The 13,440-nt window shown below is 55.8% G+C and carries 12 protein-coding genes; 7 read left to right on the forward strand and 5 right to left on the reverse strand.

Annotated features, from left to right (window positions below; genetic code table 11):
* The first annotated feature begins 102 nt into the window (after positions 1-102).
* From SD425_RS20975 to SD425_RS21000, 6 genes are all read left to right on the forward strand, one after another.
* Entirely contained in the window at positions 103-1,488 is a 1,386-nt protein-coding gene (locus tag SD425_RS20975) for an ATP-binding protein (RefSeq protein ID WP_324672018.1), read from the forward strand.
* Positions 1,489-1,500: 12 nt separating this feature from the next.
* The gene (locus SD425_RS20980) at positions 1,501-2,685 is read left to right on the forward strand and encodes a tetratricopeptide repeat protein (protein ID WP_324672019.1); all 1,185 of its coding nucleotides are present in this window, start codon (positions 1,501-1,503) and stop codon (positions 2,683-2,685) included.
* Between the two features lie 28 nt (positions 2,686-2,713).
* Positions 2,714-3,928: a tetratricopeptide repeat protein gene (locus SD425_RS20985; RefSeq protein ID WP_324672020.1), complete on the forward strand. Its 1,215-nt coding sequence runs from the start codon at positions 2,714-2,716 to the stop codon at positions 3,926-3,928.
* A 110-nt stretch (positions 3,929-4,038) separates the two neighbouring features.
* The gene (locus tag SD425_RS20990; RefSeq protein ID WP_324672021.1) at positions 4,039-4,650 is read left to right on the forward strand and encodes a sigma-70 family RNA polymerase sigma factor; all 612 of its coding nucleotides are present in this window, start codon (positions 4,039-4,041) and stop codon (positions 4,648-4,650) included.
* Positions 4,640-4,933, forward strand: coding sequence for a hypothetical protein (locus SD425_RS20995; protein ID WP_324672022.1), 294 nt, complete (start codon positions 4,640-4,642; stop codon positions 4,931-4,933). The genes SD425_RS20990 and SD425_RS20995 overlap by 11 nt, the downstream gene beginning before the upstream one ends.
* A gap of 169 nt (positions 4,934-5,102) precedes the next feature.
* A complete protein-coding gene (locus tag SD425_RS21000; RefSeq protein ID WP_324672023.1) occupies positions 5,103-5,813 on the forward strand; it encodes an ATP-dependent Clp protease proteolytic subunit in 711 nt (236 codons plus the stop codon).
* 104 nt (positions 5,814-5,917) lie between these two features.
* Here SD425_RS21000 and SD425_RS21005 read toward each other — a convergent pair whose 3' ends face one another.
* The 5 genes from SD425_RS21005 to SD425_RS21025 all read right to left on the reverse strand — a co-directional run bounded on the left by SD425_RS21005 (position 5,918) and on the right by SD425_RS21025 (position 11,514).
* On the reverse strand, positions 5,918-7,318 hold the full coding sequence (locus tag SD425_RS21005) for an ammonium transporter (RefSeq protein WP_324672024.1): 1,401 nt from the start codon (positions 7,316-7,318) through the stop codon (positions 5,918-5,920).
* A 360-nt stretch (positions 7,319-7,678) separates the two neighbouring features.
* The gene (locus SD425_RS21010) at positions 7,679-8,215 is read right to left on the reverse strand and encodes an alpha/beta hydrolase (protein ID WP_324672025.1); all 537 of its coding nucleotides are present in this window, start codon (positions 8,213-8,215) and stop codon (positions 7,679-7,681) included.
* A gap of 1 nt (position 8,216) precedes the next feature.
* Positions 8,217-9,191 carry a M28 family peptidase gene (locus SD425_RS21015; protein WP_324672026.1) on the reverse strand — a complete coding sequence of 325 codons (975 nt, stop codon included), beginning with the start codon at positions 9,189-9,191 and terminating at the stop codon, positions 8,217-8,219.
* 144 nt (positions 9,192-9,335) lie between these two features.
* Complete coding sequence (locus tag SD425_RS21020; protein ID WP_324672027.1) at positions 9,336-10,535, reverse strand: threonine synthase; 1,200 nt, start codon at positions 10,533-10,535, stop codon at positions 9,336-9,338.
* 73 nt (positions 10,536-10,608) lie between these two features.
* Complete coding sequence (locus SD425_RS21025; protein ID WP_324672029.1) at positions 10,609-11,514, reverse strand: LysR family transcriptional regulator; 906 nt, start codon at positions 11,512-11,514, stop codon at positions 10,609-10,611.
* Between the two features lie 387 nt (positions 11,515-11,901).
* On the opposite strand from SD425_RS21025, the gene SD425_RS21030 reads away from it, so the two are divergent.
* Entirely contained in the window at positions 11,902-13,437 is a 1,536-nt protein-coding gene (locus tag SD425_RS21030; RefSeq protein WP_324672030.1) for a SulP family inorganic anion transporter, read from the forward strand.
* The last annotated feature ends 3 nt before the right edge of the window (positions 13,438-13,440 follow it).

A 13,440-nucleotide genomic window follows, 5' to 3' on the forward strand; every position in this document is an offset into this window, starting at 1 on the left:
GTGTTAGTCCAAGTTAAGATTTTGATTAGGTCTGTTACTTTATCCTCTCCTGTGATCCTGCTCTAAGCTTGTCGCTAGCAGTAGTTGCTTGTTAACGTTAGTATGTCCACTTTTTCCGATCCTGCTGCTATTCAACCTCTATTAGAGGCGCTTTCCTTCTCGCCCGACAATCTACCGCTGCGTAAGCATGTTGCAGCCCTGCTGCTTCAAGTAGGGCGCTTGGCGGAGGCCGAAGACACGTACCGCGCCGGTCTGCGTCAAGCCCCCACCGACCCCGACCTGCAGCTTGGCCTAGCCGAAGTATACGGAGCGCTACATAAAACTTCGGCTGCCTTTGTCGTTATCGAAGAGCTACTGACAGGCCAGCCCGAGCACGCGCGCGCCCACCTGCTGCATGCGCGCTTATTGGCGCGCACCGGCCAGCTGTCTGCCGCCCGCGAAGCTTACGAGACGGCCTTGCACTACAATCCCACGCTGGAGGATGCAGAGCTCCTAGCCCAGCTCCGCGAAAAGAGCCTAGCACAACCGGCGCAACCCGCCCACGGCGGCCCGCCCACCGAAATGCCGAGCAGTGCTGGGTTAGTTATCGACGAGCAAACGTTGTTCTCTGGTTTAGAAAAGCCTAAAATCAACTTTTCGGATGTGGGCGGCATGGATGCGGTGAAGGAAGAAATCCGCCTCAAGATCATTCACCCGCTTCAATATCCTGACCTGTACAAGGCGTATGGCAAAGCTACCGGCGGCGGCTTGCTGCTGTATGGCCCGCCCGGCTGCGGCAAGACGCACCTAGCACGCGCTACTGCTGGCGAAGTAAAAGCCTCTTTCATCAATGTCGGCATCAACGATATCTTGGATATGTGGCTGGGCAACAGCGAAAAGAACTTGCACCAGCTTTTCGAAATGGCCCGCTTGCAAGCGCCGTGCGTGCTATTCTTTGACGAAGTAGATGCCTTGGCCGCTAATCGCCACGACTTGCGCCAGAGTGCTGGCCGCTCCTTGGTTAATCAGTTTTTGGCGGAGCTGGACGGCGCTACTAGCGCCAACGACGGCGTGCTTATCATGGCCGCGACCAACGCGCCTTGGCACCTTGATGCCGCTTTCCGACGCCCTGGCCGCTTCGACCGCATTGTACTGGTGACGCCCCCTGATGAGCCCGCCCGCGCCGCCGTGCTGGAGGTGCTGCTGCGCGATAAGCCGCTGGCAACCAGCGTGAACATAGCCGCCGTGGCCGCTAAGACTCCCGGCCTCTCCGGCGCCGACCTTAAAGCGCTAGTAGACGTAGCCATCGAAGCTAGGCTGCGCGAGTCGATGAAGCTAGGTCGGCCTTTGCCCATCGAGCAGAATGACTTGCTGAACGCAGCAAAACAGATTCGGGCCAGCACGAAGGAATGGTTTGCCACGGCTAAAAACTACGCGCTGTACTCGAACGAAGGCGGTGTGTACGACGACATTCTGGTGTACATGGGAATTAAGAAACCGCGGGAATAGCGTTTTCTTGCCATGCAACAAACGCACGTTGACCAGTGGGAAGCAGCCGCCCAGCATTTGCTGGCGCTACACCGACCACAACAAGCCGAGCAACTTATACGGCGTCATTTGGCCGCGCATCCGCAGGAGGCTTTTGCCCACATTTTGCTGGGAGTAGCCCTCCTGCGGCAAAAGCGTCGGGGAGAGGCTTACCAAGCAGTAAAGCAAGGCATTGCGCTTGATCCTCAGCTTGGCGACGCGTATTACTTACTCAGCGTCATTCAGCTAAATGACTCACAGCCATTTGCCGCGTTGCAGGCGATACAAGAAGCGCTACAGCTTAACCCTTACAATGCCAAATACCTAGGTCAACAGGCATTGATTTTTAATACGCAGGGCAACTACCAAGATGCCTTGCAAGCTGCGTACGCTGGACTGGCCTTTGATCCTACCCATGCCGAATGTCTCGTACAGGCCGTGCAAGCCCTGCAGCAGCTTCGCCACCCGAAACGAGCTAGCAGCGTCTTGCAGCAGCTCCTTTCTTTTCATCCGACGCTGCCAGCCGCGCACATCCTCTGTGGGGAAGAAGCACTGAGCCGGCAAGACTTCCCTAAAGCGGAAATCCATTTACGGGAAACACTCCGCTTGGATCCGACGCACGCAAAAGCTGCAAGCAAGCTCCTAACGGTACTTCTGCACCTAGGCAAGGCAGCATTGAGTAACCACGAAACAACGCGGGCCCAACTCTACTTTCAAGAAGCGCGGCAGCTCGATCCGGAAAACCCGGAAGCCTACACAGGGTTGCGAAAAACCATCAAGCACTCTTTTCGTCTCAAGCGCTTTTTTGAACGGTTCGATGCCTACATGCATCATCTTCAGCGCAAGAACATTGTTCTGCTGCTGCTCCTGTGCATAGTCATCAGCTTTTTTTGTATTCCCCTGCTCGTCCTGTACGTGTATGCCTCTGTGCAATGGAGGCGCCACCCCGAAGCTAGGTTGCTACGTGGCACTACGGTCCGCCCCGAGCCTAGCCTTACTCCGGCAGGAACTCCAGCCAAGAAAGTAGTTGGCCTACTAGTGCTAACGGTTGTGCTAGGCGGAGCTTCCTGGCTGAATGCCGCTGACTCGCCTGGCCTTGTGTGGATGGCAGCCTTTGTGCTTGCTGTTGCTTGGCTGGAGTGGGCTGCTGCCAACGTAAACTATGCCAAGTCGTTCTAGCGGCTTTATCTACTAGTTGTCTGCCTCTATGGAACACGTTTCCTCGTATCATTGGTCCGAACGCATCTTGCTGCTGCTCCGCCAGGGCCGCGCCCCGCAGGCCGAGCAGGAATTGCGACGCATTCTGCAAACCGACCCAACCGATGCCCTAGCTCACGCTTGGCTCGGCATGTGTTTGCTCGACCAAGCGAAATTGGAGGAAGGCCAAGCCGAGGCAGAAACCGCCATTCACCTGGCACCCGAGTACGATTTTGCTTACTATCTGCTCAGCCTATCGCACCTGCGTCAGCATCGTCAACCAGCAGCTTTGGTCGCCATCGAACATGCACTAGCTCTCGACCCCACCGATCCAAACTATTATCATACCCTAGGTATTATTCGCTTCCAGCGTCATCAGTGGCAAGCGGCTCTGAAGGCTGCTGAAACCGGCCTCTCCTACGACCCTGAGCACGTTGACTGCCTAGGTTTGCGGGCTCGCTCCCTCACCCGCCTCGGTCGGCGTGATGAGGCTGCTGATGCCCTCGGCCGCGCCCTACACCACGACCCGGACGACGCCGGCACCCATGCCGACGCGGGCTGGGTAGCGCTAGAAACCGGTCAAGCCAAACCCGCTTTAGAGCACTTTCGACAGGCTTTGCGCCTCTCCCCTACCTCGGACTATGCTCGTGAAGGATTGGTCGAAGCACTCAAGACGCAGTACTGGGTGTACCGCAGCTTTATGCGCTTTGCCTATTGGTCCTCTTCGCTGAGTGACAGCGCACGTCGTGGACTCTTTTTGGGCCTATTTATCTTTTCGCGCTTTTTTCCGCTGCTGCTGCCGCTCTACCTCATATTGGTGTTTATGAGCTGGTTTGCCGATCCGCTGTTCAACACACTGTTGCGCTTCAACGCGTATGGTCACCATGCGCTGAGCGCCACACAAGTGCGGCAGTCAACGCAGTTTTCGGCACTATTGGGCACGGGGCTGCTACTGCTGGCAGCGGGCTTTCTGACCAAGGTAGAGCCTCTGAACACGCTAGGTCTTGTAGCAATGGGGCTACTTTTTCCGCTCGTTGGCACTTGGCGCTTGGCGGTGCCTGCGCAGCGGCAGCGCTCCTTTTGGTTTGGCGTAAGCTTGGCCGTACTTGGGCTCGTCGCGGTTGGTGTTAGGGCCCTGCACCTAGGCCCTCCTTACGAGAATATCTTCTTCGGTGGCTATATAATCGGTACGGTACTTTACGTTTGGTTTTACGCCTTGCGCTGAGCATTTTACCCTAGGTTCGTTCCTTCCTGTAAGGAGCAGACAACCTATTTTTTGCTGGCAGGGGTGATAGTTAGGCAAAACGAAGATTAATAGTCAGAACTTCCGTTTGCATGAGAACTCCACCTGCTCCATTCGCCCCGTCCGCGCCTGATCTAGGTATGCAGCAAGCCCTGCGCACCGACCGTGAGCGGACGCTCACGCAGCTGTATCGCCAAACTTTTCCCTTGGTGCGGCGGCATGTGCTACGGCACAGCGGTTCTGCCCAAGATGCACAAGATGTCTTTCACGACGCGCTCATCATCTTTTATGAGAAAGCGGTGCATGGCTCTTTGACCTTAACGGCTGCTCCGAGCACTTATCTGGTAAGCGTCTGCCGCAACCTCTGGCATCGGGAGCTAGCCCGCCGCAGCCGCCAACCCAGCGCTGAGCTACACGAAGACCACCTCGACTTTACTGAACCGATAGCCGCTGAGCCCGAAACGGCTACTGCCTCCGGGGCAGAGCTGGTACTAGATTATGTGGAAAAGCTAGGTACGAAGTGTAGGAGCATCCTGGTCTCTTTTTACTACTTCAACGAGCCGTTGGAGCAAATTGCGGCTACTCACCAGTACAGCAGCGTACGCTCGGCCACGGTGCAGAAATTCAAGTGCTTAGAACGCCTGCGCAATGCCGTGCGCAAAGTTGCCACCTCCATATTTGCCCACCAAGACCATGCGGCCTGAGCTAGAACGTCTGCAACGCATTGAGCATCATCTGCTGGGCCAGCCCTCAGCTGATTGGCACGTGCAGGAGCTATTAGATGCTGACCTTGCGGCAGATACCGACCTTCAACGTCAACTCTACCAAGGCCTATACGTAGCTGGGCGACAGCAGCTTCGCAGTGAACTGGTTGCCATTCATCGCCAACTTTACGGAACGAAACGCCTCGGTCGGGTGGCGCAATTTCAGGCAGCTCTCTCCAACCTAAGTCAGCAGCTGCGCCGCTATTTTACCCACCTAGGCTAAGTCGCATCTGCGCCCTCAGCGTCTCCTCTGCGCCTTCTGCGGGAACCCGGAACTGCCCCGTAAGCCGCTATTCCCTTAATGTATTGTCTCACTTGCAAGCGCTTTTCCGAGCGTCGGGCACGCTATTGCCCGGACTTTGGAAGATGCCTTGCGTCTTTTTCCTTCTTTTATGCTCACCAAACAAGAATTTCGCAAGTTCGCCGTGCACGGTCAGGGCTTGAGTGGCTTAGGAGTAGATCAGTATTTGCGCCGCTTAGAGAGCCAAGCATACCCCTTAGTTACGGCCATGACCCGTTCGGTTATCGAGGAACGCCCTACACGCTTCGCCGAAATCGACGTGTTTTCGCGCCTGATCATGGACCGGATTATCTTCCTGGGAACGGCCGTGGACGACCAGATTGCCAACGTCATTACGGCCCAGCTCTTATTTTTGGAATCAGTTGACGCGCAAAAGGATATTCTACTATATGTCAACTCGCCGGGTGGCTCGGTGTACGCGGGCCTAGGTATCTACGACACGATGCAGTACATCGGGCCCGACGTGGCTACTATTTGCACGGGCGTGGCGTTGTCGATGGGTGCGGTACTGCTGGCTGGCGGTGCCGCCGGCAAACGCTCCGCTTTGCCCCACGCCCGCGTGATGATTCACCAGCCATCCGGTGGCGCTCAGGGCCCGTCCGCCGACATTGAAATCACGGCGCGCGAGATTCTGAAGCTTCGGGCCGAACTGTACAACATCCTAGCTCACCACACTGGCAAAACCTACCAGGAGATTCACGACCACTCCGACCGTGATTATTGGCTTCGGGCCGATGAAGCCAAAGCATATGGCCTAATCGATGAAGTGCTGGAGCGCAAGGACATGCCGCCGCTAGCCTAGCCCCTTAAATATGCCGAAGAGCACGGGCCAGCGCTGAGCAACAAACACAAAAAAGCCGTCAGCTTGTGGCTGACGGCTTTTCTTCCTAGGCTAAATTACCCAGCTTAAGCAATTTGCTCAACGCGCTCGGCTACGGTGTCCTTCTCCTTGCGGTAGGTTTTTTCAAACTCCTCATCCACATGGTAAGTCGATTCTTCGTGCTGGCTCAGGTCGAGGCCTAGCTCTTCTTCCGATTGCTTCACACGCAAGCCGAATAGCTTGTCGGTTACTTTTAGTAGGACCCAGGCGCCAACGAAGCAGTAGGCAATGACAATCACCAGCCCGAGCATGTGGTAGCTGAACAGCGTGGTAGTACCATGCACGAGGCCACCATCTTTGGCGAACACGCCCGTCAGAATCATACCCACAATGCCACCTAGGCCGTGGCAAGGAAACACATCAAGCGTATCGTCGATGTTAGTGCGGCTGTTTTTCCAGTGTACGGCCGCGGCGCTAATCAACGACGCTACCATACCAATCAGCACGCTCTGACCGTAGTCGACGTAGCCGGCGGCGGGCGTGATGGCTACCAAGCCTACCACTGCCCCAATGCAAGCGCCCATCGCCGTAGGTTTGCCCCCGCGAGCCACTTCAATCAGCAACCACATCACGAGCGCCGCCGCCGAAGCTAGGTTAGTATTGGCGAAAGAAAGGGCCGCTAATTCATTGGCTCCTAGAGCCGAACCCGAGTTGAAGCCAAACCAACCCATCCACAAAAGGCCCGTTCCGAGAAGCACGTACGGCACGTTAGGCGTCGAGAAAGACGTGTTGCGGCCTTGTGCCACACGGGGTCCTAGCACCATGGCACCAGCTAGGGCGGCGATGCCTGCCGAAATGTGCACTACCGTGCCGCCAGCAAAGTCGAGGACGCCCCACTTGCGCAGGAAGCCTTCAGGGTGCCACGTCCAGTGGGCCAGTGGGCAGTAGATGAACAGGCAAAACAGCACCATAAAGGCTAGGTAGCCCTTAAATCGTACTCGCTCGGCAAAAGAACCGGTGATGAGGGCCGGCGTGATAATGGCAAACTTCAGCTGGAAAGCGAAGAATAGAATCAACGGAATCGTGGGCGAAAGCAGCGGGTGCGTGGCCGTACCCACGTTGCGCAGCATGGCGAACGTGAACGGATTGCCAATCAGCCCGTGCCAGCTGTCGCCATACGCCAGCGAGAAGCCCACAAAGTAGAACACTAAGGTGATTACCCCCATCGCTACGAAGCTTTGCAGCATGGTCGAAATCACATTCTTGGGCCGCACCATGCCTCCGTAAAAGAACGACAAGCCGGGCGTCATGATCAGGACGAAGGCCGTAGCCGTTAGCATCCAAGCCACATCGGCGCCATTGATGGTGCCGGGTGCTGCTGCTGGGTGATTAGCCGGCACGAAGGCCGCTACGGCTCCGAGCCCTAAGCAAGCAAGGAGCGCAAACAAACTCAGACCAGGCCGGAAGCCAGTGGAAGAACTAGACATAGTGCTTTGAGTGGGTAAACTTTTGAGATGTGGCTACTATGAAATCTTATGGCAAGATACCAGATACATTAACAATTATCCAAGATACACCTCAAAAAACAGAGTACTTTACTCAAAAACAGCTCGTTTTTTACCAAACTCTTCTACAAAACACAGTCACATGCCCGGGAATTGATTTTATTGAAAAAGCCTTCTTTTCACAAAAAGTACCTTTTGGAGAAAAGGCCACCCTCAATACCTCTCCCACGCCCCCAGCGTTGTGGATGTTGCTTCCACGTTGCTGGCCTGCTTTTTTCGGGCACGAAGTCTCAGCCGGCTACCATAGGCTGCTAGCCGAATACATAGGAAAACTACAAACCTCTATACCTGCTGTAGCAGCTTTTGCAGTAAGGCATAGCCAGTGGGCCAGTTACCTAGGTTTGAAGCGACATTGAGGTGGCCTTGCGCCCCAACATCAACAAACTCGCTACCCCAAGCCGCCGCAAACGCCTGAGCACGTGCTATGGACACGTACTCATCGTTGGTAGAAGCCACTACAAGGCTCGCAAATGGTAGACGCTGCTGGGGCATGGGCGCAAAGCCCGTGGCTTCAGCCGGGAAATCGGGGCGTTCGGTGTCGGCGGGGGCTACGAGCAGCGCACCAACGACTGCCTCAGTCGGGTACTGATGGGCCCAGTGCCCGATGGTGCTGCACGCCAAGCTATGGGCTACTAACACCACCGGTGACTCGGCGCGCTGAATTGCCTCGTTCAGTCCTTGTACCCAGTCGGCGCACCTAGGGTGGTCCCACTCCTGCTGCTCCACGCGCGGATGGTGATAAAGCGTCGCCCAGATGCTCTGCCAGTGCTGCGGCCCTGAGTTGCCCAAGCCAGGCACAAGCAAGATGGTTAGTTTCATATCACAGCCCTACGATGGCACCATAAACTCCGTTCACGACTTCCGCCATACGCTTGAAATCGAGCGTCTCGATGGTGTCGGTGCGTTCGTGGTAATGAGGGTTGCGCAGAAAGGACGTGTCGCTGATCATCACGGCTTCGTAGCCATAGTGCCAATAGTTGCGGTGGTCTGACAGTCCAGCCAAGCCTTGTGAGGCGGGCAAGTTGATACTTTGCACGTCGATCTTGCCGTGCGCTTTCATCAGCGTTTTGACTTGCTGGGTGAATGCTTCTTGGCCCTGTTTGCCAACTACCGTAATAAAGTTGCCGGTATTAGGATACAACGCCGCTAGTCGCGGATCGGGAAAGTTCTGAGAGCCGGGCTCGTCGCGGAAGTAGCCGATCATCTCGTAGCAGATCATGGCGCGCACGGGTACCTTTTCCGCGTGCAGCGACTTAGCGTGCACGGCGCTGCCCATGTCGTCGGTAGCGAAAAAAGGCGGCTCTTCGAGAGAATAAGCCACAAAATCGATGCGGTGCTTGAGCGCAGGCGCTTGGGCTTGCAGCAGCCGGGCTGTTTCGAGCAAACCCGCTACGGCGCTGGCATTGTCGTCGGCGCCAGGCTGGTCGCCGCACACATCGTAGTGCGCCCCCACAATGAGGCGTTCCGCAGCAGGCGGCCCGAAGGAAGCAATGATGTTGCGGTACTCGTGCCCTCTCACCTTAAACTTCTGCTCTTGCACCGGGCAGCCTAGCTTTTCAAGTTCGGCGTGAATGTAGTCGGCGGCTTTGTTGAGCGAAGCTAGGTTCTGGTAATTGCGAGCGGGCTGGAGCGAAGTCAGGAACTTCACATCCGCGTGCAGACGGGTTTGGCTGGCAGCAGTCATGGTTAGTGGCGCTTGAAAGCTAGCAGGCAGGCTAGGTCCTTGTGCATGCAACTCGGCGCCTGCCAGCAACATCAGCGTGCATACGGCGGCAAATAATTTGCGTTTTGTCATCCTCCCTAAGATAAGAACGTCCTGCTGCGCTTACCAAGCATCTCTACCGCAACAGTAACCCTAATCATTAGAATTACTCTGGCCGTAGAAATGCTGTGCAAGCGCAGCAGGACGTCCTCTTCTATTCGCTGGCTCCCTACTATTTTACTGATCGTAGCGACCTTCCACGTTCTCTAAGTACTTCTGTCCGGAACCGGTGTTGAGCAACAAGATCTGCTCATCGGCACTAATCCAACCGCTCGCCAGCAACTGGCGCGCAGCCATCCAAACCGCAGCGCCTTCGGGCGCTACAAACAAACCCTCCTGCTTACCTAGCTCGCGCATACCTTGTAGCATCTCGTCTTCGCTAATACTCACGGCCGTGCCATGCGACTCGCGCAACACGTCCAGCATCAGCGGCTCGCCGATAGGGCGCGGCACGGCCAAGCCGTTGGCAATGGTGGGGCGACCGTTGTACTGCTGCGAATTAGCCTGCCGGCCTAGGAATGTTTCCACCAATGGCTGACAGTTTTCGGCTTGCACAGCTACCATGCGCGGCAGCTTCACATCGGCCGACAACCAACCAAGCGCCTGCATTTCGTGAAAAGCCTTCCAGATGCCAATCAGGCCGGTGCCACCACCAGCGGGATACAGCAGTACGTCGGGCAAGTGCCAGCCTAGCTGCTCGGCAATTTCGTAGCCCATCGTTTTCTTCCCTTCTATCCGATAGGGTTCTTTCAGCGTCGATACGTCCAACAGGTGATTGTCGGCGTTGGTTTCGCGCACCCAAGCGGCGCAGTCGTTGATGAGGCCATCGATGAGATGCACTTCGGCGCCATACCAGTAGCACTCTTCTTTGAAGGCTTTGGGGGTGTGGCGCGGCATGGCTACCACAGCGCGCATGCCAGCTTTGGCGCAGTACGCAGCCATGGCTACGCCCGCATTGCCAGCCGTCGGGATAATACAGCCTTGTACCCCTAGCTCTTTGGCTTTGGAAATGGCCATGCTCAGGCCCCGCGCTTTGAACGAGCCCGTTGGGTTCTTGCCCTCGTCCTTCAGCAGGAGCGAGCGAAGGTTATAACGGTTGGCTAGGTTTTGCAGCGTGATAATGGGCGTAAATCCCTCTCCAAGGCTGACCCGGTTTTCATCATCGAGCAGCGGCAGCAACTCGCGGTAGCGCCACATGCTGCCTTCTACGAAGTGAATGCTCGCTTTTGGCAGCGGATCTTGCAAATCGTAGCGGGCAATGAGCGGCATACCGTGGCATATCGATAGGCGCTGTAGCTTAAATGCAGAATGAGGAGCGCCACAAACCGAGCACTCAAGGTTTGTGATTCGACTAGAAGTTTCGGCGCAGATGGTCATGACAAGCCCAGGTTTAAAATCTGAGCAAGTAGGAAACTCGTTATACCGAAATCAAATAGTGATTCGGAATAGGCTATTCCTTTCCGGAATACCAACGTTTCGTATACCGCACAAAGTCATGGTAAGGTTGGTTGTTCTCCGTACCCTTCCGCTGAATGAAGTTGAACTGGCGCGTAAGTTTCAGATTGCGAATACGTACTTCCACCAGTTCGCCCGACTCTAATTCCTTCACCACAGCCTGCCGCGGCAGAAAGGCCAGGCAGGTGTCTACGCGCACAAAATTCTTCAGAGCCTCGGTCCCCCCTAGCCTCACTTTCACGGGCAAGTCCACTAGCTTGACCTGTTGCCGCTCCAGGGCTTCTTCCAATACCGCTAGCGTGCCAGAGCCGTATTCCCGCAAAGCGAGCGGCGTTTCGTAAAGGTCTTTAATATCTAACTCTGCTTTCACCAGCGGGTTGCGGGCTGAGCGCACCGCCACTACATCATCGGTGAGGAAGGGCGTGTAAGTCACGTTGCTGACTTTGTTGATGCCCTCAATAATACCTAGGTCTATTTCGTGCTCAATCAGCGCCTTCAGAATATTCTCGCTGTTGCGGTTGCGAAGCGTGAGTTGCGTGTTCGGATTTTGCTGCAAGTACGCCGACAATACCGGCGGCAATACGTACAGCGAAATGGTCGTGCTCGCCCCAATCATCATCTGTATTTGAGGCGAGAAGCTGGTACTGATGCTGGCAAACTCCTGGTGCAATTCGTGTTGCAGCTGCTTCGCTAACAGCAATTTATCATACAGCAACTTGCCGGCCGGCGTGAGCGACACACTATTACCAAGCCGTTCAAACAAGCCGATCTTATAATACTCTTCCAGTGCTTTCACCTGCTTGCTCACCGCCGATTGGCTCGTAAATAGCGTTTGGCTGGCCTTGGTAAAGCTCAGCTGCCGCGCGACTTCCAGAAAGATTTCGTGTTTGTGGGAAAGCATGTGCCTGCAAGGTATTTCAAAGTTGCGGTTCCGAGTCTAACAGTGCTCAGCCGTCCGACCAGTTGTTGCGTGCTGACGCTTGCACCGAGCTAGGTGCCCGATCATCGTTTTGTCCGTGAGCAGTAGGGCGCCATAACATTCGACCGGCAAGTATACGCTGGTCAAGGTTCACTGGAACTGCCAATTTAGACCTAGCTTTGCGTACCGTTTCGCATGACCGGCACCCGCTCCCATATCGCCCTTACGCCACCGTGAGCTCCTAATGCTCGGCGGCGCTTGTTACACAAGCGCGTTATCGTCATGCCTTTTACAAGCTAGCTGCTGCACTGCATTCCGGCGGGCGCAGGCTATGCTTTGCCTTTTCCAAACGGAATCTATTCCTCTCAGATGTCTTTTATTGAAAATTTAACTCGGGGCGCTAGCCTCAAGGATGAAGTATTAGCGGGCCTCACTACGGCCCTCGCCCTCGTACCCGAGGTAGTAGCCTTCGCACTGCTCGCCCACGTCAGTCCGCTCGTGGGCATCAGTTCAGCTTGTATTATCTGCCTAATCACAAGCCTTTTTGGCGGCCGACCGGGTATGATTTCTGGCGCGGCCGGCTCCGTAGCCGTGGTTATCGTGAGCTTGGTAGAGCAGCACGGCGTGGAATACCTATCCGCCGCCGTCGCGCTGATGGGCGTTATTCAGATAGCCATTGGCTTACTGCGGTTTGGCAAGTTCATCCGGCTGGTGCCGCAATCGGTAGTGTTTGGGTTCGTGAATGGGCTGGCGCTCATCATCTTCATGGCGCAGCTAGAGCAGTTTAAGGTGGTTGATACGACGGGCGCTACGCATTGGCTCAGCGGCTCTTCTTTGTACCTGATGCTAGGTCTGGTGGCGCTCACCATGGCCATTATCGTTTTGCTACCTAGGGTCACGAAGGCCGTACCGCCTTCGCTAGTGGCTATTTTGATTGTGTCGGGGCTGGTTATTTTCGGCAACTTACCCACCAAGTCGGTCGGCGACATTGCTTCTATTGCGGGCGGATTGCCGCAGCCGCATCTGCCACAAATACCGTTTACCTGGCAGACGCTCAGCATCATTTTTCCTTATTCGCTCATCATGGCGTTGGTGGGCCTCACCGAAAGCTTGCTCACCCTGACCGTAGTAGATGAAATCACGGAGACGCGTGGCCGCGGCAACAAAGATTGCGTGGCTCAAGGCCTAGCCAATATCACTTCTGGCTTCTTTGGCGGCATGGGCGGCTGCGCCATGATCGGGCAGACAATGGTCAACATCGAGTCGCGGGGGCGGCAGCGGCTGTCGGGCGTGGTGGCGGCGGTGGCGTTGTTGCTGTTTGTGGTAGTGGGCTCATCATTGATCGAGCGGCTACCGCTGGCGGCGCTGGTGGGCGTAATGTTCATGGTGGTCATTGCCACCTTCGAGTGGGCTAGCCTGCGCATCATCGGCAAAATGCCGCTTACAGATGTCGTTGTGATGGTGCTGGTGACGCTCATCACGGCCATTTCCCAAAACCTAGCCTTGGCCGTGCTCATCGGCGTGGTTATTTCGGCGCTGGCGTTTGCTTGGGAAAATGCCGTCCGCATCCGGGCCCGCAAGTTCGTAGACGAGCAAGGCATTAAGCATTACGAAATCTTCGGCCCGCTCTTTTTCGGGTCAGTAGCCGCGTTCAACGAGAAGTTCGACCTAGCTCATGACCCGCAAGAAGTTATCATCGATTTCCGCGAGAGTCGTGTGGCTGATCTGTCCGCCATTGAAGCCTTGAACAAGCTCACGGAGCGCTACCACAAGAGCGGCAAGAAGCTGCACCTGCGCCACCTCAGCCCCGATTCGCGCCGCTTGCTCGCCAATGCCCAAGCGCTAATCGACGTGAACTATTGGGAAGACCCGACTTATAAAGTTTCGGTGGATGCTATGGAGTAGCTA

Source organism: Hymenobacter sp. GOD-10R (assembly GCF_035609205.1).
In the GTDB taxonomy this organism is placed as follows: Bacteria; Bacteroidota; Bacteroidia; order Cytophagales; family Hymenobacteraceae; genus Hymenobacter.